Here is a 21640-nt window from a genome sequence, read left to right as displayed (position 1 = left end):
AAATCATGAGTACAACACCAGAACACGATGCCCGCGTGGCAAAACTAATTTTTGGTTCTGTCTATCCGCATTATATAACCAAAATAGTGAAAAAAGGTAGGACAAAAGAAGAATTACACCAAGTATTAACCTGGTTAACTGGTTATGATGAGAACCAACTAGAAAACCTTATTGAAAAAAAAGCAACAATGGAAGCGTTTTTCGCTAATGCAAACATCAATCCCAATGCACATTTAATAAAAGGCGTAATCTGTGGCTACAGAATAGAAGACATTGAAACACCAGTCACTAAATATGCTAGATATATGGATAAATTAGTTGATGAATTAGCAAAAGGAAGAAAAATGGATAAAATTTTAAGACAGGCTTAAAGCATTTTAAGCGTGTTTACTTCTTGTATTGTTAGATGTTTCCAATGCCCTCTTGGAATATCTTTTTTTGTTAAATGACCTATAGCAACACAGTCTATTTTAACCAAATCGTATTTTAATTCGTCAAAAATAGTACGTAGAATGGTATTCCCAGTGTTTTTGATTTTTATACCTATTTTATTTTTAGGTTCACCTTCGATATAACTTATTTCTTCTACGGTAATTAGTTTTCCTTGTACTTTAAAGCCTTCTTGTATTTTCTTTAAGTCTTCAAATTTTAAATTTTTATCAAGTTCAACTTGAAATAGGCGTGCCACTCCGTTCTTAGAATTTGTAAATTTCTGAATAATCTCATCGTCATTGGTAAACAATAATAATCCTAAGGAGTTCCGTCCTAAACGGCCAATAGGCTTAATTCTTGCAGAAGTTGCATTAGCAACCAAATCCATTACTGTTCTTCCCTTTCCTTCTGCTGTTGTTGTAGCAAATCCTTTAGGCTTATTTAAGAGTACATATGTTTTTGGCTCTGGATTGATACGGCGACCATCGAAACGGACTTCGTCTGTTGGTTTTACCTTATAACCCATTTCTGTAACCACAGAGCCATTTACAGTTACCAAACCAATAGAAATATTTTCGTCTGCCTCACGACGAGAGCACATCCCAGAATTGGCTATATATTTATTAAGACGAATTTCATCTGAATTAGACGCTTTTTTAGGAGTAGTTTTTTTCTTAGGCGCAGAATGTCTTTTAGAAAAAGGTCTCTGTCCTCCATCGGATTTTTGCTTTCCGTCTCTCTTTCCTTGCCCTTTTTTACCTTGCTGTTTTGACATACTTAAATTTTTTGCAAAGGTAATACAATAGTTAACACTAACTACTTAATTTCTACAGTAGTTTGGCGTTCTGTGTTTACAGTTAATTTAGTCACATCGGGTCTAGAGTAATGACCAACTACGTCAAAGTTTTGACGTTCTTCTAGCACACGATTAAAATCAATGGTTTGGTAAATTAAACCCTCTTTGTGAAGCACAGGTTCTACAATCCACTCGCCATCCGGACCAGCAATACAACTTCCTCCGTTTGCTAAGGTTTCGGGTGCATTTTTTACAATATCCTCGAAATATGGAGTCTGTTTTGGAAAGTCAGTTTTAGACATTAAACTTGATACAGAAACCACGTAAGACCGCGACTCCCTTGCTATAAATCGTGTAATATCTTTTGTATTATGGTCACTTCCTGGCCAAACTGCAATGTGAAGATTTTCGCCTTGACCATACAACGCTGTTCTTGGCAGTGGCATCCAATTTTCCCAACAATTTAGCCCACCAACTGTAAACGCTTTTAATGGATGAACCTTTAAACCGTTTCCATCGCCTGGCGCCCAAGTTAAGCGTTCATCATATGTTGGTTGTAACTTTCTGTGTACCGATTCTATACTACCTTTTGGATTTATGTAAACTAATGATGCATAAATACTATGTCCACCGCGATTTTCAGGACGTTCCATAATGCCCAAATAAATCGCAATATTATGTTCTTTTGCCAATTTACAAACCGAATCTAATTCGCCTTTCTCAATACAAATAGAATTGCTTACATAATGTGCATGCAACTTTTTATTGACGTCTGTGTTCCATTCGGCACCACCTGTTAAGGCCAACCAAAATGGATAACCCGGTAATAATGCTTCTCCAAAAACAATAAGTTCGGCATTTTCTTTTGCAGCATCAATAATAGAATTTTCAATTTTTTGAAGTGTTGCTGATTTATTTAACCAAACTGGTGCTATTTGCGCCATCGCGATTTTTAGAGTCGTATTCATTTTTAGAGTCGGTTTAAAACAAGATTTATATTTATGAGTACAATGGAAAAAACACCTGCCACAATTATAAACTTCAAAATATTATGAAGCCATAAGTAATGTGTTTTGTTGTTGGATTTCCAAAGTAGTAGTAGGAAAACAAATAGTAAAATTACACTCGCGTAGAAGAAATAATACATCTGTCCTATTTCAAAATAAAAGACAAGTATCATTGCTGTAACACAGGTAATTATTAAAGCACCCGTCAATAAATATTTTGAAATTTTTTCGCCATATACCACAGGAACTGTTCTATAATTAAGCGCCAAGTCTCCCTTAATATTTTCTAAATCCTTAGTTAGTTCTCGCATTGATATTAAAAGGAACAAGAACAAGGCATGTATAAATACCACTAAGTCGAAATTTTTGTAATAAATAAAAATCACAAAAAATGGTGTCACCGTTAAGATGGCAGACACTAAATTCCCAGTAATGGGCATTTTTTTTAGTTTGTGCGAATAAAACCAAATGGCAAAAATATAAAGTGCAAAAAATAGTACGGCTCTAAACGAGACATAACTTGCAAATATTACCGCCAAAAAATTTAAAGTAAAGTAAATCGATAACTTGGTGTTTTGACTGACCAATCTATCTAACATACTTTTATTTGGTCGATTGATTAAATCCTTCTCAGAGTCATAAAAATTATTGATAATATAGCCTGAAGCGATTGTTGCAGACGATGCTAGCACTAGCATAAGTAAGTTTATATCGAATAATACATTTTTAGGAAGTAAGTCTGGAGCAAAAATATAAATCGACGCTAAATATTGCGCTAAAATTACGACTAGGATATTGTAACCACGAACAATAGAAAAAAGACTAAAAACCTTTAAAAAAATATGTTTTTGTTGTCTCGATAGCATTGGTTGAAAAAATGATGAGATGCTGAGTCAAGTTCAGCATGACAAATTAGAAGTTATATACAACCTCTAATTTTTGACCTTTAAGTGCTTCTTTGGCTTTATCTATATCTTCTGTAAATCCAAGAATATAGCCACCGCCACCTGAACCACATAGTTTTAAATAATAGTCGTTCGTTTCAATACCTTTCTTCCATAAGTCATGGAATTGTTGAGGTATCATGGGCTTAAAATTATTTAATACGACTTTAGAAAGTTGTTTTGTATTTTTAAATAAAGATTTAATATCGCCTTTAAGGAAATCATCGACACAAGCATCTGTATGCTTTATAAATTGTTCCTTAAGCATACTTCTAAAACCTTCGTTCTTCATGTTTTCCATAAAGATACTTACCATCGGAGCTGTTTCGCCTACGATACCACTATCTAGAAGAAATACAGCGCCTTTTCCATCACTTTTCTGAGAAGGAATCCCTGTTGCCTCAATATTATCTTTTGAATTAATTAAAATAGGTAAACTTAAGTAACTATTTAATGGGTCTAAACCTGAAGACTTTCCATGGAAAAACGACTCCATTGCTGAGAAAATCGACTTTAACTTTAATAGTTTTTCCCGCGTTAAATTTTCTAAAACCGTAATTTTATCTGTCGCATATTTATCGTAAATCGCAGCAACTAAAGCGCCACTGCTACCTACACCATACCCTTGAGGAATTGACGAATCAAAATACATACCAGCGTCAACATCTGCCTGAAGTTTTTCTATATCGTAGATTACTAAATCGGCATCTAGGTTCTTTAAATATTCCGTAAACTTCTTTAAACTTTCGTTTGACTTCTTCGCACTTTCAGACGTATTGCCATCTAATTTAAGAGCGCCGTTGTAAAAGTTATAGGGAATTGATAAACCTTTAGAATCTTTAATAATTCCGTATTCTCCGAATAATAAAATCTTGGAATAAAATAGGGGACCTTTCATAGCTATCTTAGGATTGGAAAACTTAAACTAATTTTTTAGCACCTTTACCAACCGTATCACAAATATAGTGACCATTTTGGCAATACGCAACCAACTGGGTCTTAATGAATTCATAAACTTTCTCTCGCTCACCCTCAGGGAATAAGACATGCACGTTGGCTCCTGCATCTAAAGTAAAACAAATATTAGCGTCTGTTTTTGCTCTAAACTCCCATATTTTGTTGATGATTTGTAGTGTATTTGGCTTCATTAAAATGAAATACGGCATGCTCGTCATCATCATGGCATGTAAGGTCAATGCCTCACTCTCAACAATTTCGATAAATCGTTTTTGATTGCCTGAAATGAGCACATCTTTTAATTCGGCCAGATTTTCATGAGCCTGTTGAAAACGTTTTTCAGCAAACGGATGACCAAACATCAATTTATGACCAACAGTACTACTTACCTGCTTTTCGCCTTTATCTACAAGTAGTATGGCGTCTTGATAATTTTTAAAATTGGGATGAATATCTTCTGCTAATCTAACTCCGAACAAATCCGAACTTTCAGTGGATGCGTTTTTTCCCCAAACCACAAGCTCTCCCTCGATACTACGACATGCGCTTCCTGAACCTAATCGCGCTAAAAATGAGGATTTTTGGTTGAAATATGAAGACCTTTCGACTGCGCTCAAGGTGACATTTTCTTTCACCTCTTGCTCAATACTCATTAAACACAAAGCTAAAGCACTCATTCCAGAAGCAGAAGACGCAATGCCTGAACTATGCGGAAAGGTATTGGATGTTTCAATCGTGAAATGATAATCTCTTAAAAATGGAACATATGCTTCAATACGCTCAAAAAACGTTTGAATTTTTGGTTTAAAAGCTTCATTTTTTTTGCCTTCAAAAATGACATCAAAACTAAAGTCGTTTCCCGCCTTTTTTCGGTAAATCAGCTCTGTAATGGTTTTGCAATTACTTAATGTAAAACTAATTGAAGGGTTTTCTGGAATTTGGTTTTCGCGCTTTCCCCAATATTTCACCAAGGCGATATTACTTGGCGATTCCCATTTTACTTTTCCGCTTTCAACGTTGGTTTTATAATCTTTAAGAATAAAATCTTGCTCTGTCATGCGTTTAAATTCTGATGCAAAAATAGGTAAATTCTAGAGCTTAGTTTCTGCTTCTTCTGCCATTGCTAATAATTTTAGCATGGTTTTATGATTTCTGGCTGTAGCATTTATTTTCAGCTTTCGTTCAAAGAAGTTGGAGTTGAATTTTGTACGTCCGTAACCATTGGCGCTAAAGAAGTAAATACAACTTTCAGTGATGTGAACTTTCTCACCACAGTATTCTAAGTTTAAAACTTCGTCAAATCCTTCAGCATTTGGAGCAGCATCTAAAATCATAAAATAGCTTTTCTCTTTTTCTTCATTCTGAAAAGGGCAAGCATTAAAAATGGCTTTTAATTCATCATTAGTTTTTACCAAAACGGTGACTTCAAAACCAAAATGATTTAAGATGGTTTCTTCAATTTGAAGCTTTATTTCTTCAGAATTTAAGGTAGATTGCAAAACCACATTTCCGCTTTGAATGTAAGTCTGCACATTGGCATAACCAGAATTTGCGAGTAATTCTCGTAACTCAGACATTGGTACTTTTCTATGACCACCAACATTGATACCTCTGAGTAAAACAACAAAAATACTCATGTCAATTTTGTTTATTTCTAAGTTCTTGTCTTCGCATTGGCATACTATCGACGAGGTTAAAAATCACATTGGACTCTACAATTTCAGTTGAAGAAAATTTCTTTCCACCATCTAAACCAAATAAACTAATGCTGAAGTTTTCAGATGTTTCTTCACGATTAAACATTTTTTGTTTTGATTTTGAATCATAGTAAGTACATTTTTTACCAATGCATCTATAAATGACCAATTTCCTATCTTTTAATTTTTGTAATTGATTCTCGAACAGTTGAAATTGAGCATCAATAGTACCGCGGGCAACTTCATTACCAGAAATAACAATAACACGCTCTTTCCAAAGATGCGCCTTAGTGTCTTAAGCAAAAAGACAACTCGAAAAAAGGAGCGTTAATACAATATATTTCATAGTCAGCTATTAATTGATTGAGAAACAATATAAGCACTTGTCCACGCATTTTGAAAATTAAATCCACCAGTAACAGCATCTACATTAATAACTTCCCCAGCAAAGAACAGATTAGGAATACGTCTACTCTCAAAGGTTTTAAAGTTAATTTCTTTTAAATCTACGCCGCCAGCTGTGACAAATTCTTCTTTAAATGTACTTTTACCAGTGACTTGAAAAATAGCATTGGTCAACTGCTCAGCCAAAGCTTCTAACTGTGTTTTATTTAAATCTGCCCAACGTGAATCTTCCTTAATTTTTGCTGCTAAAACCAATTTCTTCCAAAGGCGTTTTGGCAAATCGAATTGCGGTGCATTATAAACCAATTTCTTCGCCAAATCTAGCTTTAATGTCTTCAAACTATCAATACAATCATCAGTGTCTTGCTGCATAAAATTGATACTAATTTTAAAATTATAATTCAGCTTTGCTAATTCTACAGCACCAAAAGCTGATAGTTTTAAAATTGAAGGCGCACTCATCCCAACATGTGTTACCAAAAGTGGACCATCAGATTCTAAATGGGTGCCAAGAACCTTAATCGCTACATGTTTTACAACTACACCGGGAATATCTTTTATACGCTCGTCTTTAATGTCAAATGTAAATAAAGACGGTACAGGCGGAACAATGGTGTGTCCTAAGTCTTCTAAAAGATTCCAGATTTTAGGATTGCTTCCGGTGGCAATGATTAATTTTTTGCATCTAAAATTCCCTTGGCTCGTTTCTAATTTGAAGTTTGATTCAAAACCTCTCGACGCCGCTCGAGGTGACAGCTCAATATTTTTCAAACTATAATTGTACAAAACCTCAACTCCATGCCTTTTAGCTTCAGACAGGAAACAATCTATTATGGTCTGAGACGAATTGGATACAGGAAACATACGCCCATCGTCTTCAATCTTTAGTTCTACACCACGCTCCTCGAACCAAGAGATAGTATCACCTGTCATAAACGTATGAAACGGTCCGAGCAATTCTTTTTCCCCACGAGGATAGTTCGTCACTAATTCAGAAGGTATAAACTCGGCATGTGTTACATTACAACGACCACCGCCAGATACCTTTACCTTTTGCAATCCAGTTTTTCCACGTTCTAAAATAGCCACTGAACGTTCTGGATTGGTTTTAGCAATATTTATTGCTGCAAAAAAGCCTGCTGCGCCGCCACCGACGATAATTATGTCTAAATCTGTCTTAAAATTGGGCAAAAAAGTTATAGTATTAATTTTAGCACTGTAAATTTAACCTTTTGAAAATTTAAACTATTAATGCGACGTTTTTTTTTAATTGCCATACTTTTAATATTTAGCTGCGATACAGGTGACCTAAAAGTAATTATGGATATACCTATGGCACTCTATGAAGTTTCGGGCATTGAAATTGATAAAAAAACTGGTCTAATTTGGATGGTCAACGATAGTGGCAATAAACCTATCTTATACGGATTGGATTTAGATGGCTCTATTAAACGTGAAATAAAAATAAAAGCAAAAAATCGCGATTGGGAGGATTTAACTACAGATGCAGAAGGAACGGTCTACATAGGTAATTTTGGGAATAACGACAATGACAGCGAAAATCTTTCAATACTAAAAATTCATGCAGATTCCATAGCAAGTAATAAGTCAGAAATTACCCCAGAAGTTATCAGGTTTAATTATCCTGAACAGGAAAAATTTCCACCAAAAAAGAAAGACCGTCATTTTGATTGTGAGGCGTTTTTCTTCTTTGAAAACAATCTTTATCTATTTACCAAAAGTCGCTCGCCTAAAGAAGAAGGAAAAACAAATTTATATCTACTCCCTTCTAAATCAGGCACCTACAAAGCTAAATTATTAGACACCTTTAATACTTGTGATAAGTCGGAATGTTGGGTAACCTCGGCAGACATCAATGAAAATGGAGATAAATTGGCGCTCTTAACTGAAAACTCAGTATTTGTTTTTTCAGAATTGAACAAAAAGGATTTTTTTAAGTCTAAGTTTAAGCGTTATGAATTTGACTATAATTCACAAAAAGAAAGTGTGCTTTTTAAAAACGACAGTACGCTTTATATTGCCGATGAATATTTAGGCACTCAAGGCGGTAATTTGTATGAGTTTAAAATCAACTAAAACCCAAAACCTAGCCTAAACGCTAAACGTAAACCATCATCACTACTAAAGGCTGATAAATTTCCTGTAATCATGCTGTAAGCACTAAAAAACAAGCCACCTCCGACTGATGTATTCCAAGTATCTTGATTAAAAATTATTGGGTCGCCAGAACTAATTCTGCTATCGTCTACCCAGACTCGACCATAATCAAAGCCACCGTAAAAACCGATATTAAATGGTAAAAAATTAGAAGATTTCCGTCTTAAATTAAAGCGTACATCCGTACTCTGAACAAACGAGCGTTTACCAGCAAAACGTTCTCTTCTATATCCTCGAAGTCCTTCGGTATCACCGAGTGTTGCTGCTTGAAAAAATTCAAAATTATTTCCAAAATTTAGCTGACTTCTCAGTTTAGTCGCCAAAACCACTGTGCCTCTATTGGTTAGCTTATAGTCGAACCCAAGCTCCGGGATTAAATAGCTAAAGCCTTTGGATGTACTAAGATTATTCTTAAAGCCTGCCTCAATTGACAGTAACATTCCTAAGGTGGGGAAGTTAGCATCATCTTTAACATCATATACAAATTTCGCATGGGCGCCATAAAAATCTTGTTTATCGAACACTGCATCAGTAGGAGCTGTTATTGTTTCGAGAAAACGCCCAGATGTGCGTTCTACCTCATTAGACTCGTAACTTGCGCCAATCTCAAACTCAGAGCCATATTGAGATTTCCAAACTAAAGACGGTGCAATTGATAGTGTTCTAATCTTTACACGATTAAAATCCATATCAATAGCATCATTATCTGGCTCTAGATTTGGCGTACTGTTACCAAAACCAAAAAAGTTTCTTGCGAAATTTGGACTTGTAAATTTAGCTTCAATTCTTAAGTTCGACGACTTAACAATATTGGCGAATTCGCCAGTATATCTAAAATCAAAACCGTTAGTTGCTAAGAAATATCCTGCTGAGAAGGTATGCTGAGACGAAAACGGATTACGCTCAAAAGCGTAGTTTGTAAAGGTACTTGTAAAACCAAAGCTAAGACCATCGTCGGGATTAAAACCAAGAGATGGCAATGACTGTAACGTATTATTTTTTAATTTTTTATAGTTATAAACATTGGTCTCATAGTCGTCCGTTATTTTCTTGAGTCCTTTATTAGTTACTATCGTATTCTTTTTGGATTTATAATCGTAAAATTTGATTTTCTTTCCGTTTTGAATATCATAGACATCGTTATTTTGCCCACCGATAAGTCTAATTTTTATAAGGCGGTCGCCATCGCCATGGACATGAAACACGTCATCGTCGTCTAAGGCATAAACCCATATTTCCTTAGTTTCATCCTTACTATATGTACGCTCGTGAAAGATGTCTGCCTTCTTATCATCTTTAATTCTGTACGCTGTTATTTTGGTTTTTCCTTCTGGCAGTCTTTCAATATCAAACCAATCATCCTTGTTTGTTCCTTTGATTACCGCATATCTATTAATAACATCGTAATACCTGTCTGAAATATTTTGAAGATTTTTTCGTCTCGCTTTTAATAATCTTTTAATTTCTTCGGCATCGTTATCTCTTACTTCTGGAGGAAAATTTAAAAATGCTTTTTCGATGACCTCATCTGTAATATTATCTTGAATGTATTTTACTTGGGCATCCCAGACTGATTTATCTGATTGCTGAATTAATTCCATATCCAGCGGATAGGGCTCCACATTGATACGTCTTACATTTTTAAGTTCTTCGTCGTATTCTCGAAGCAATCCAGCAGTCGGAATGAGATTAACGGCAGCAGTAAGCAAAAATCCATCACTCATTTTAGAAAATGCTTGGTCTCTGTCTCTTGGTAATGGTCGATACACTTTTTTTCCGTTCTCTTTAAATTCTATCCAACGCCATTGGTCTTGATGCCTATCCCAATCGCCAATGAGCATGTCGAATAACCGTGCCTTTATGTACGAGGCTTCGTCTATAACAATATCTTCGTCTTTATGACGCTTTTTTATCATATCTCTAGTATCCTCTAGCTCGTTTTGGAAACCAAAACTGGCTTTGTCGTCGTGCCCTTCAGAGGTATGTTCTTCAATCATATACAACTCATCACCAAAATCGTTATTAAATCCAGCCAAAGCCTTTTGCTTAGGCACATAATACAACACCGGATTTGTATGGTATACGCCTATGGCATCTGCTAAATCTCCCACAACAAATGGCGCATAAGGGTGAGCTCCGGTAAATACATCTAACAATAACGATTCGGCAAAACCGCCATCTAGCTTATCGTCTATGTATTTATCCTTAAAAACAATGGCTTGCAGGTATTGAGATGCTTGTTTTTTTAAAGCCCTCATTACGTATTGTCGACCTTGTTTATCTTCTAAACGTAACGATTTAGATTGATTTCCTCCACCTTTTCTTACAGGAATAACACCACCAAAAAGCGTATCTAAGTTAACAGTAGGCGCTTTAACTTTTGTTCCAAATTGTTTTCTATATCTGTCGCCCCATAAAAACTTATGAAATCCAGATTTTTCTACTTCTTCATCTGTATAAATCGACGCTGTTTTTTGTTGAGGAAACGTATCGGGATATTGGCTTAAGTCAATATCTCTATTGGGTTTTAGCACTTGTGTTTGAAACACAACATCTTCATTTTCTGCTTCGTAAAAACGCACAAATGACGAGCCGTCTTTAAACACATCTAATCTAGCATAGCCATTGGCACCATAAGCAAATTGTCCATTGCCAATTAGACGTGTTGCACTTTTTTTTGAGCCAGAACCACTAATTATCTGTGGTAGATTATTATTAACGATATACTGAAGATTATGCTCGTGACCAGATACAAAAATAGCTTTATCGTTTTGTCGTGCTAGACTAACCACTCGTTTTTTAAGCTCATTGTACATCTTGTTTTGCAAGTCTACATTGATAATACCTCCTGTTTTTTTTGCTAAGTTTTTAAGAGTACCAATAACAGGGACAGGTTTTAAGTTGCTTTTTAGCGAATATTGCCCGCCATGAGAACCGTTATTAAACATTGGATGGTGCAAAGCGATTATCGTTGTTTTCCCTCTAGCTTTCTTTATTTCGCTTCCTAATTCTTCTAAAAAATCTGCACGTGTTTTAATTTCGCAATCATCATTTATGGTCGGATGATTATCCCAATTGGTAATATACCAATGCGAATCTATTATAATCAACACAATATCGTCTGAAATCTCTATATCTTCGATTGGGCATCCATCTTCTGGCAAAAAGGTGTTTTTGCCAAGCTCATCCTCAACAAATTTCTCTTGTTTTTTTAAGCCTTTCACTTTGCTATACCAATCGTGATTACCAGGAATAAAAATTGGTCGTCCTTTAAAATCTTTTGCGATATCTGTTTGAACCTTAATTCGATGTTCTGATAATTCCTCTTTCTTTTTATTTTTAGAATTAAACCCTACTGGATAAATGTTGTCGCCTAAGAAAATTGCTGTACTATTTTCATCTGCCTTGCTTAATGCCTTACCAAAATCTACGATAGCTTTATCGGTTTCTCCAAGTTCTGAATTTCCGGCATCGCCTAATAAATAAAACGTATGTAAAATTTCCTTGTTAACAGGAAAAGACATTTCTTTCGATGCTTCCTTTTGAAGGTTAAAGGTTGCACAACTGCTAAGCAATATTAATATTAGAATTGATAAGAATGAGGTGTTATATTGCTTCATTAATTCTTTTTTTTCATCCCGAAGATACTACATTTTTAAATTCATTTTTCCCAAAGGCTGTCTGTAAATAAATGTTTACAATCCATAAAATTGTGATTAACTTTAAAATTTGAAGCCATCGCTAAGTCTTCAATCTCAGGGACATCATACTTTTTTGAAAGCTCCGTCCAAATTAATTCTCCGTATCCAAGGTCTATAATGGCATCTAGCTTTTTTATATGTACCTTTTGATTTCTTAGGCTTACAATATAGCTTTTTACTTCACCTGTATCCGGGTTGTAATGACAGTAGAAATCGAAATCGTCTATTTTAAAATCGGCATCCAGCTCACGGTTTATTCGTAATAAAAGATTAAGGTTAAATCGCTTTGTAACGCCATGTTTATCGAAATATGCATTGTGAATTGAAATTGGATTTTTCTTTAAATCCATACCCAATAGAAGCTTATCGCCATCTTTCATATTCTCGTTAAAAAGCCCTAAAAGTTCTACAGCTCTTTCTTGTTTATAATTACCAATATTAGACCCTAAAAAGAGTAACAAACTGGGATAATCACTTTCTTTATTCACCTTTAAAATTTCAAAATAATCACCAACTTTAGGTCTGATATTTATATTGGGTAAACGCTCTTTTAAGCGAGCAGTTAGAATATCCATAGCTTCTTGAGATATATCTATTGGCACATACTTAAAATCGATGTTGTTATTTAAGAGATATTCTAGTAGCTTAAATGTTTTAAGACCATCTCCAGCACCAAGTTCTATAATATTAAATGGTTGGGAGAAATTAAGTGCATCTATAATTTGTTTGGATTGCATAGAGAGAATCTCGAACTCGGCATCGGTGAGATAATACTCAGGCATATTCATTATTTCTTGGAATATGCGACTTCCGTTATCGTCATAAAAATATTTAGAAGACAAGTACTTTTTTTCTGCTGTTAGTCCAGCAAGTACGTCTTTTGCAAATGTATTTGTCATTTTATTTGGCTAATCTTATACCAGAGAATTGCCATCTGGTTTCTGGTGTAAAAAAGTTTCGGTATGTTGGTCTTGAGTGGTGTTTTGGAGTGGCTATCGATGCGCCTCGCATAACCATAGTATTTATCATAAACTTACCATTATATTCGCCCAAGGCACCTTCGGCTTTCTGGTAGTTTGGATAAGGCAAATACGCACTATTTGTCCACTCCCAGAGCTGACCGTAGTTTAGATTTCTCGAAGCAATTTCCCACTCGAATTCTGTTGGTAACCGCATACCTTTCCATTCTGCAAATGCCCAAGCCTCGTAAAAACTTACGTGGCTAACAGGCAAGTTTAAATCTAATATTCGTAGTCCTTTTAAGGTGTATTGCTTCCATGTGTCTTTAACCTTATGCCAATATAAGGGTGCTTGAATTTTGTTGTTTTGCACCCAATCCCAACCATCGGCATGCCAAAGATTAAAATTGTTATAGCCTCCAGCCTCGATAAATTCTAAATAATCACCATTGGTAACTAAGTTTTTTGAAATCTTACATTCTTGAAGATAAACCTTATGAAGACCTAATTCGTTATCAAAGCAGAACGTATCTTCTTTATGTCCAATGTCGTAAACACCTTCTTTGATGTCCACAAATCCGTTCTCTTTTTCAGGCTTTAAACAACTATCTGTTTCTAGGGTTGGAAAAGCAGGCTGATTGCCAAATATGTATTTAATATCATACATCAAAAGCTCCTGATGCTGTTGCTCGTGTTGTAAACCAATTTCAACGCTATCTAAAATCTCCTGGGCAACGTCGTTGGAAAGAAACTCAGATAAATGCGCATTGACGTATGTTCTATATTTTAGAACCTCATCTATTGTAGGTCGCGTCATGTTACCTCTGTTAACTCGTAAAATGCGGTCGCCTAGACTATTATAGTAACTATTAAAATAGAAGGCAAAATCATCACTAAACAGTGTGTAACCTTCTTTGTAAATAGAAAGTACAAATTGCTCAAAAAACCAAGTGGTATGACCCAAATGCCATTTTGGTGGTGATACAAATGCCACAGGTTGCACTGAGAAATCATCTTTTTCTAATGAAACACATATCGACTCTGTATGCTTTCTAATTTCTAAAAATCTCTTTTTTATGTTGGGTTGTTTTGTTAGTACGTGCACTGGTTATTCGTCTAGTATTGTAGTGTCGAAAATTACTTCGTTTTCTATAGTCTTGTGGACTGGACAACGGGATGCAATTTCTTTTAATCTTTCTTTTTGCTGGTCTTCTAAGTTACCAACAAATTTTAATTTCTTAGTTATGTGGTCTAAATATTTTGGTTTTTCTAACTCGATGTTTAAGTCCTGGCTGTGTTTTCTAGAATGTGATATATAGACAAATACTTCTTGTAAATCCCATTTTTTTCTTTCGGCATACATCTTTAAGGTCATGACTGTACACGCTGCTAAAGCTGCATTAAGATATTCGTATGGTGATGGCCCAAAATCGGCACCACCTATACTTGCAGGTTCATCAGCAATCATTGTATGGTTTTTGGTTTGAATAGACGTCGTAAAGTTATCTTCTATAATATTTAGATGCCCTACAAGTTGTTCGCCTTGGGTATCTAGCATTTTATTTTCGGCTTTAGGGAAATAGCGTTTTGCCCATGTTCCAATTACTTCGCCCGCATACTTACTATCTTTTTCTTCGGTGAGTAAATGATTTGCATCATCCAAAGACACAAAACTCTTTGGATGCATTGCACTATCATATATTTTTTTTGCATTCTCTATAGCTACAATTTTATCTAGTGGTGAGTGCATTACAAGAATAGGCTTTCGTAATGATTTTACAACTTTTGGTAAATCTGTATCGTCAAAAGCTTTGACAAAATCTTTATTAATTTTGAAGGGTCTGCCTCCGATATTTATTTCTACCTCGCCTTTTTCTTTTACAGCCTCTAAACCATGAGAAAAATGATGCTTTACATGAGATACATCTGCAGGTGCACCAATAGTTGCAACCGCTTTTACAGCTTCAATCTGGGAAGCCGCTACCAAAACGGCCGCACCTCCGAGGGAATGACCTACAAGTAAACTTGGGGCTATAAAATTATGTGAAATGTAATTATGCACATCTACTAAATCTTCTACATTAGCCGAAAAATGACTATCAGCAAACTCACCTTCACTTCGACCCAAGCCCGTAAAATCAAATCTTACTACCGCAAAACCATCTTGGGTTAATGCACGACTAATATGTCTTACGGCATTTAGGTTACTATTACATGTGAAGCAGTGTGCAAAAATGGCAAAGTAATTTGGTTTCTGATTAGCTGGCAATTCTAACTGTGCATTAAGCAACAATCCCTTTCTATTTTTTATTTTAAGTCTTTGATTTTTCATGTTGGTGCAAGTTATTTCTCAATTGTAACACCTCGCCAAAATGCTACCCTATTTTTAATACCTTTTGCCAGCTCTGAAACTTCTGGATAGTACCATGCCGCATCTTTATTTTCGCTTCCTTCTACATTTAAAGTGTAGTAAGACGCCGTACCTTTCCAAGGACAAATTGTATGTGTATTGCTTGGCTTAAAATATTCTGACTTTATACTTTCGTGCGGAAAATAATGGTTGCCTTCTATGACAACAGTATCCTCGCTTTCGGCTATTATTGTGTTATTCCAAATTGCTTTCATTTCACTCTAAAATTAATGATACTTACTTGGTCGATTTACTCCTCAAAACCTTTCAAAATAGCACCAAATCTAAAGTTATGATAATACCACATTTTTTGCTCACAAATAATTCTTAAATTCGTGTATAATTTATTTTTATGGAGACACTTATTAAAGATGCTGAAAGCTTTGTTACACACTATTTAAACGACCATCTTGACCCTAATTTTGTCTATCATAATTTAGCACATACGCAACGTGTAGTTAGTAAAGTTGAAGAACTTATAGAAGACAGTAAGCTTTCTGAAAATGAAAAATTACAGCTAAGAATTGCGGCTTGGTTTCACGATGTTGGCTTTACGAAACAGATAAAAAATCATGAAAAAGAGAGCGTAAAAATTGCTACAAAATTTTTAGTATCGAAAGATGTTTCACAAGAAAATATTGATGGAGTAGCTGCTATTATTATGGCTACGGAAATGAGTTATGAGCCTAAAAATGAACTAGAAGGCTTAATTAGAGATGCTGACTCCGCCCATATATCAAGTAAGAATTATGCAAACTATGCATCCTTGTTGCGAAAAGAGTGGGAGCTTACTTCGAACAAAAAATTTTCGAAATCTGAATGGTTAGAAGAAAACATTAAATTTTTAAGTAATCATACGTTTTATACAGCTATTGCTACAAGCAAATGGGAAAGCCGAAAAGGTAAAAATTTGGCTAAGCTTATTCAGAGTCAAAACAAGATTAAGTCTAGAACAGAAAAGCTAAAACAGAAAAAAGCAGAGCTTAAGTTTAAGCAAGAAAAACTAGAATTACCAGACAGAGGTATTGAAACGATGTTTAGAGTGGCGCTTAGAAATCATATTACTTTAAGTGATATTGCAGATACCAAAGCCAATATTTTACTCTCTGTGAATGCTATTATTATATCTGTAGCAATTTCTAACTTGCTGCCTAAATTAGATAATCCATCGAATACCTATCTAATTTACCCAACACTTATCTTTATGATATCTACAGTTGCTTCTATAATCCTTTCGGTTATGGCGACGCGGCCAAATGTAACCAAAGGAAAGTTTACTAAAGAAGATGTTGCTGACAGAAAGGTTAATCTCTTATTCTTTGGAAATTTTCATCAAATGAAACTCGATGAATTCGAATGGGCTATGCAAGAAATGATGAAAGACAAAGAATACCTCTACGGTTCACTGACTAAAGATTTATATTTCCTAGGGCTTGTTCTTAACCGAAAATACAATCTTTTACGAACGACTTACACTGTATTTATTGTGGGTTTAGTAATCAGTGTTATTGCTTTTGCTGTGTCATTTTCGATTGCAGAAGTCGCTTAGATTAAGCGTTAATTTCCTTCATTAAATCGTCGTATGTATAATATGACTTATCGTTATCACTCTTGTGATACAGGACACTAACACGTATGGCTTTTAAACCTGTGACAGCTTGTAAATCTTCTAACTCTACAATTTCAACATCAGTATCTAAATAATTTTTGGACTGTAAGAATCTTATATATCTTAGATACTCACGTTCATCATCTTTTTGCGAATAAACGATGGTTATCTTTCCTTTTTGAGTAACGCGCTCGTTAGTGCCTTTTATAAAAGCTTTGTCCACACGTTTCTTTACAATTTCGTATCGGGCATTATAAGTACCATCTACATCAAATTGCTTTTCGTCCATTCTAAAGCTTATAGACAATGGTTGACTAAATACTAATATCATAGAGGCCACATCTAGATGTATTGGAAACTTAGAACGTGTTTGCATCTGATAATAGGTGTTCTCCATTTCACACATAATCTGGAGTTGCCACAACCTTAGATTATAAAGGTAAATAGGATTAAAACTATTTTCTTTAGTAATAGACTCTCCAATGTACATATTATGCTCTACACCATCTGTCTTGTAACGCTCAAAATAATGTGGATACATTTTTTGTGCTTCAATTTGTTTTTGGTCTAGAAGCGATGCCATTTCTCTATTAATCATAGAAATAGCATCATCGTAATTCTTCCTGTAGTGATAGATTGTATTTGTTTGCTTATCGATAGACTTATAATAATCGTCCACAAGCTCACTCAGGCTATCTTTTGTTTGAAGGTGCTTAAGAATTGGTTTTATGTCTTCTTTTATAAATCGCGATATACGTTGTTCGCTATCTACTTGGAAATTTGTATTTAAGTCGTCTAAAAATCGTCCAATCTGATAAATATACTGCTCGTACACCGGTAAATTATCTAAATCTGAGGCTGTTTGAATTAACGCTTTGATTTTATTAAGCTGAAGTGTTAAATCTTTTTGAGTAGCAGAATTCCTAGCTTGTGATGACCCTTTGATATCTATTTGTCCATAAAGCGGATAGACATCGTTAAATGCTATTTGACTAAAATTAGGCTCTATTCCATTTAGTTGATCTTTAATGAAATTTCTAGCCTCTTTTACAAAACGCCAGTGAACACTAGAATGTATAGAGGTACATTCTTTCTGAATTATAGCCTCAATTAAATTTTCTTCCTCTTTCTTGCTTCGTTCTACAGCCGATACTATAAACGGCATTACATCTATTAACTTGTTAGCGTTAATACTGTTAAGAACTTTGGGTTTTTCTGAAACAATTTCTAAAATACCCATAAGACCTTCGTCATTGGCTATCGGCGCAAAAATGGCGCTTTTAATCCCTTGCTTTTGAAGCACTTTTATATGCGGAGCACAGGATTGGCCTTTGGCATATGCTTTTTCTACATCAGAAATAGAGAAGTATTTATTTTCTTTTAATAATCTACTGTAAGACCATTTACATAACGCATCGGTACATTGTTTTGCTTCTAAATCGTTGAGTAAATAGCTGGTCATTCCTGCGCCATAAACTCGCTCGAACGTATCCTCGTCTTTATTGTAAATAGAGAAACCTACTTTAATATTTTTTAAACCGAGTAATGATCTAAAGACTTCATGAAATTCTTCCATAAAACCTTCGTTTTTTCGCTTATCTTCTCCAATAAGTGAAGATTTTATGTTCGAAATGGATTGGTCGTCCGTAACATCGAACATATTAGATATTATAAAACCCTTAAATTCGTAACTATTTGGAGGGAATTTAGATTTCCATAATTCGATATTTTCAAAATTATCTAGGAGTTCTTCAAAATCGTCTTGAGTAATCTTTGGTGCCTCTGGCTTAGGAACTATATTTATAAAATCGCCATTGTACAATATCTTATAATAGCGCATAACTCCTTTTTCATCAGGGATTTCGTAAAGAAACGGTCGCTTAAAATTGATGTTATATCCGTAGCAAAAATTAAGAATTATAGTACAGGCAATAATGTAAGTCTGGTCTTCGGGCATGTTTTTGATTTTTAAATCAAAATCTTTACCTGCCGTTGCTAAAATAGACTTAAAACGCTCTGACGCGTTAAAAATAATATCCTGAAAAGGGACAGTTGCCGTTTTTATTTCATTGTGCGTAAGAAGTGGACTAAAAGCGTCTTGTAAAATTCCTTCAATCTCAGTTTCATAGGTTTTGAAATAAGTAATATCGCTAAAACCATCTCTTAATACTGGGTTTTTCTCTGCAATTTTAAGTACGCGCTTTGCGTTGGCAGCAATAAAATCATTATCTGCATTGATAAGCGTTTTGTACTGATCAAGTAGCTTCTCGAAGCTAATTTTAATCACAAAAGGCGATTCTATATGTTCGTTTATATCCAAAACCGTAAATAATTTCTAAGCGCAAAGTTACGAATAATTAAAATAGTCGTTTATACTAAGACTATCTTAGTTTCAATTTGTTACGAGATTTAGATAATTATTTTTTAATTAAAGAGATTGCAAAACCGCCACCTTCTGCGAGATGAATTTTTAAAGTTGAAGTTGAGTCGATTTTTAGTTTTTCAATTTTGATATCTAATGGGTTTTTATCCCAGTGTGCATTAGCCCCATCTTTATAAATACGAACGTCGTAATCTTCGTTTTTATCTAAAAAACTAAAATCTATATCAATATCCCTAGCATTTTCGTCTGTAATGCCACCAACAAACCAATTACCAGTGTTTTTTTCTTTTCGAGCTATCGTCACATAATCGCCAACAACACCATTTAAAACCTTGGTGTCGCTCCAATCTACACCAACATCTTTTATAAATTGAAGTGGCTCTGGATTTGCTTCGTAATGCTCAACCAAATCTGCAGCCATTTGTATTGGACTATAAATCACAACATACAACGCTAATTGCTGAGCTAGAGTTGTATTAACTTGATTTTGAGTCTTATACTCGTTGAATTTAATATTGAAAATACCAGGTGTAAAATCTATTGGCCCAGCTAACATCCTAGTGAATGCAACAATTGGCAAATGCTCTGGCGGATTACCACCATCTTCTGCCCAAGCATTAAACTCTTGACCTCGCAAACCTTCTCTAGAAATTATATTCGGGTAGGTTCTGCGAAGTCCTGTAGCTTTTATAGGCTCATGCGCGTTTACGGCAACTTCATATTTTGCTGCTTTAATTGCCGCATTATTATATTGGTTGACCATGTATTGTCCGTGATGGTATTCGCCTTTTGGTAGAATCTTACCAACATAACCCGATTTAACAGCGTGCATTCCGTATTTCTGCATAAGCGCATATGCCGTATCTTGTTGTTTTTCGTAGGTTTCAGTTGCCGCAGAAGTTTCGTGATGCATTATAATCTCAACGCCTTTTTCCTTAGCATATCTGGTAACCTCATCCAAATCATAGTCTGGATAAGGTGTTACAAAATCGAAAACACCTTCGCGGTCATCAAAACCAATCCAACGTTCCCAACCTGTATTCCAACCTTCGACTAAAACACCACCAATATTATTCTTGGCAGAAAAATCTATAAAACGCTTTACATTTTCTGTTGTTGCGCCATGGCGTCCATGTGCTTTTCCTGTATCTGTCCATTGGCCATCAACCATTTCCATGCCGTAATCCCAAGACGATTTACCAAGATGCATTTCCCACCAAACACCTGTATATTTCATAGGTTTAAACCAAGAAACATCACCTAACTTATTTGGCTCATTAAGGTTAACAATGAGTTTAGACGCTATTAGATTTGGTGCATTATCTGTAATTTGAATAGTACGCCAAGGTGTATTGAAGGGCAATTGTCGTTTTACTTTGTAATCTGTATTTTCAGAGCCAACTAGGTGGCTTTTTAAACTTAAATTCTCTGTGTCAACTTTTAGAGTCATACCAGAGTAATCCACCAAAGCTGCCTCATGAAAGCTTAAATGCACACCATCTTTGCCTACCAGTGTTACAGGCGTATTTACGGCATTTTCTGGGATATATGTTTGAGCTAAATTGACATGCTCTGCGTATTGAGGCGCATCAATTTCTGATAATTTTGTTGTACTGTATAAGTGCTCGTAAATATCCCAATCGCCAGGAATCCAAAATGTTGTGTAGTCTTCTGTAAGATTGAATTGAGTTTCTTCCTCTTTAATTAAAACTTCATCCCAACCGTCTTGTTCTGGAAACTCGTATCTAAAGCCAATACCGTCATCGTAAACTTTAAAGGTTAATCCGATTTTTCGGTTTGGTGCTACAGTTTCTTCAAGTTGAATCGTAAGATATCTGTAATTATTCTCAACTTTTCCTTGTTCGCCCCATGGCATTTCCCATGTTTCATTGAAGCTATTCACCTTAGCGCTAATGACTTTTAGATTACCTTTTAATGGTTCTGCATCTACAAATTCAAATCCTAAATAAGACGTATCTACAACTTTTTTATTATTGAATTGTACTTGATAAAATGGTTGCCCTAGTTTATCTAATTCAAGCTGAACAGCTATTTTACCATTTGGTGATTCAACTTTTAATTTTGCTGAATTATCATTTCTCAAATTACAGGAGAAACACAATAAAGCAATTAATGCTATGGAAAAGGCTTGTAGTTTCATC

17 protein-coding genes and 1 pseudogene are annotated in these 21640 nt (G+C 35.0%); 3 read left to right on the top strand and 15 right to left on the bottom strand.

Features of this window, described 5'->3' with window-relative positions:
- Positions 1-5 precede the first annotated feature (5 nt).
- Positions 6-371, top strand: a complete 366-nt coding sequence (locus DFQ05_RS11980; protein WP_132705645.1) for a DUF2200 domain-containing protein — start codon at positions 6-8, stop codon at positions 369-371.
- Here the strand turns inward: DFQ05_RS11980 and DFQ05_RS11975 are convergent.
- The 8 genes and pseudogenes from DFQ05_RS11975 to DFQ05_RS11940 form a co-directional block, all read right to left on the bottom strand.
- Complete coding sequence (locus DFQ05_RS11975; RefSeq protein WP_132705644.1) at positions 368-1207, bottom strand: pseudouridine synthase; 840 nt, start codon at positions 1205-1207, stop codon at positions 368-370. The two genes, DFQ05_RS11980 and DFQ05_RS11975, sit on opposite strands and share 4 nt — an antisense overlap.
- 41 nt (positions 1208-1248) lie before the next feature.
- Positions 1249-2196 (bottom strand): carbon-nitrogen hydrolase family protein, encoded by a 948-nt coding sequence (locus DFQ05_RS11970; protein ID WP_132705643.1) that lies wholly within the window; start codon positions 2194-2196, stop codon positions 1249-1251.
- A 2-nt stretch (positions 2197-2198) separates the two neighbouring features.
- Positions 2199-3101, bottom strand: a complete 903-nt coding sequence (locus tag DFQ05_RS11965; RefSeq protein ID WP_132705642.1) for a geranylgeranylglycerol-phosphate geranylgeranyltransferase — start codon at positions 3099-3101, stop codon at positions 2199-2201.
- A 46-nt stretch (positions 3102-3147) separates the two neighbouring features.
- Positions 3148-4077 carry a mevalonate kinase family protein gene (locus DFQ05_RS11960; RefSeq protein WP_132705641.1) on the bottom strand — a complete coding sequence of 310 codons (930 nt, stop codon included), beginning with the start codon at positions 4075-4077 and terminating at the stop codon, positions 3148-3150.
- Between the two features lie 22 nt (positions 4078-4099).
- Entirely contained in the window at positions 4100-5194 is a 1095-nt protein-coding gene (locus tag DFQ05_RS11955) for a diphosphomevalonate decarboxylase (protein WP_132705640.1), read from the bottom strand.
- Positions 5195-5227: 33 nt separating this feature from the next.
- A complete protein-coding gene (locus DFQ05_RS11950; protein ID WP_132705639.1) occupies positions 5228-5773 on the bottom strand; it encodes a DUF1697 domain-containing protein in 546 nt (181 codons plus the stop codon).
- A 1-nt stretch (position 5774) separates the two neighbouring features.
- Positions 5775-6107, bottom strand: a pseudogene (locus DFQ05_RS11945) (DUF4174 domain-containing protein); the annotation flags it as partial.
- A gap of 74 nt (positions 6108-6181) precedes the next feature.
- A complete protein-coding gene (locus tag DFQ05_RS11940; RefSeq protein WP_132705637.1) occupies positions 6182-7429 on the bottom strand; it encodes a BaiN/RdsA family NAD(P)/FAD-dependent oxidoreductase in 1248 nt (415 codons plus the stop codon).
- Positions 7430-7489: 60 nt separating this feature from the next.
- Between DFQ05_RS11940 and DFQ05_RS11935 the strand changes: the two genes are divergently transcribed.
- On the top strand, positions 7490-8335 hold the full coding sequence (locus tag DFQ05_RS11935; RefSeq protein ID WP_132705636.1) for a hypothetical protein: 846 nt from the start codon (positions 7490-7492) through the stop codon (positions 8333-8335).
- Here the strand turns inward: DFQ05_RS11935 and DFQ05_RS11930 are convergent.
- From DFQ05_RS11930 to DFQ05_RS11910, 5 genes are read right to left on the bottom strand one after another with little or no spacing between them, the layout of a single operon-like run.
- The gene (locus DFQ05_RS11930; RefSeq protein ID WP_132705635.1) at positions 8332-12036 is read right to left on the bottom strand and encodes a metallophosphoesterase; all 3705 of its coding nucleotides are present in this window, start codon (positions 12034-12036) and stop codon (positions 8332-8334) included. The genes DFQ05_RS11935 and DFQ05_RS11930 overlap by 4 nt on opposite strands.
- Positions 12037-12077: 41 nt before the next feature.
- A complete protein-coding gene (locus DFQ05_RS11925; protein ID WP_132705634.1) occupies positions 12078-13016 on the bottom strand; it encodes an L-histidine N(alpha)-methyltransferase in 939 nt (312 codons plus the stop codon).
- Position 13017: 1 nt separating this feature from the next.
- Positions 13018-14181, bottom strand: coding sequence for an ergothioneine biosynthesis protein EgtB (gene egtB, locus DFQ05_RS11920; protein ID WP_241974263.1), 1164 nt, complete (start codon positions 14179-14181; stop codon positions 13018-13020).
- Positions 14182-14184: 3 nt separating this feature from the next.
- Positions 14185-15408 (bottom strand): bifunctional alpha/beta hydrolase/OsmC family protein, encoded by a 1224-nt coding sequence (locus DFQ05_RS11915; protein ID WP_132705633.1) that lies wholly within the window; start codon positions 15406-15408, stop codon positions 14185-14187.
- Between the two features lie 11 nt (positions 15409-15419).
- Entirely contained in the window at positions 15420-15701 is a 282-nt protein-coding gene (locus tag DFQ05_RS11910; RefSeq protein WP_132705632.1) for a DUF427 domain-containing protein, read from the bottom strand.
- 137 nt (positions 15702-15838) lie between these two features.
- Between DFQ05_RS11910 and DFQ05_RS11905 the strand changes: the two genes are divergently transcribed.
- Positions 15839-17035: a Pycsar system effector family protein gene (locus tag DFQ05_RS11905; RefSeq protein WP_132705631.1), complete on the top strand. Its 1197-nt coding sequence runs from the start codon at positions 15839-15841 to the stop codon at positions 17033-17035.
- Position 17036: 1 nt separating this feature from the next.
- On the opposite strand, the gene DFQ05_RS11900 is transcribed toward DFQ05_RS11905, so the two are convergent.
- Both DFQ05_RS11900 and DFQ05_RS11895 read right to left on the bottom strand, forming a co-directional pair.
- Entirely contained in the window at positions 17037-19415 is a 2379-nt protein-coding gene (locus tag DFQ05_RS11900) for a GAF domain-containing protein (RefSeq protein ID WP_132705630.1), read from the bottom strand.
- A gap of 97 nt (positions 19416-19512) precedes the next feature.
- Entirely contained in the window at positions 19513-21639 is a 2127-nt protein-coding gene (locus tag DFQ05_RS11895) for a glycoside hydrolase family 97 protein (RefSeq protein WP_132705629.1), read from the bottom strand.
- Between the last annotated feature and the right edge of the window lies 1 nt (position 21640).

Source organism: Winogradskyella wandonensis (assembly GCF_004346845.1).
GTDB lineage: Bacteria > Bacteroidota > Bacteroidia > Flavobacteriales > Flavobacteriaceae > Winogradskyella > Winogradskyella wandonensis.
Note: the sequence above shows the minus strand (reverse complement) of the source record. Positions and strands in the feature narration are given on the sequence as shown.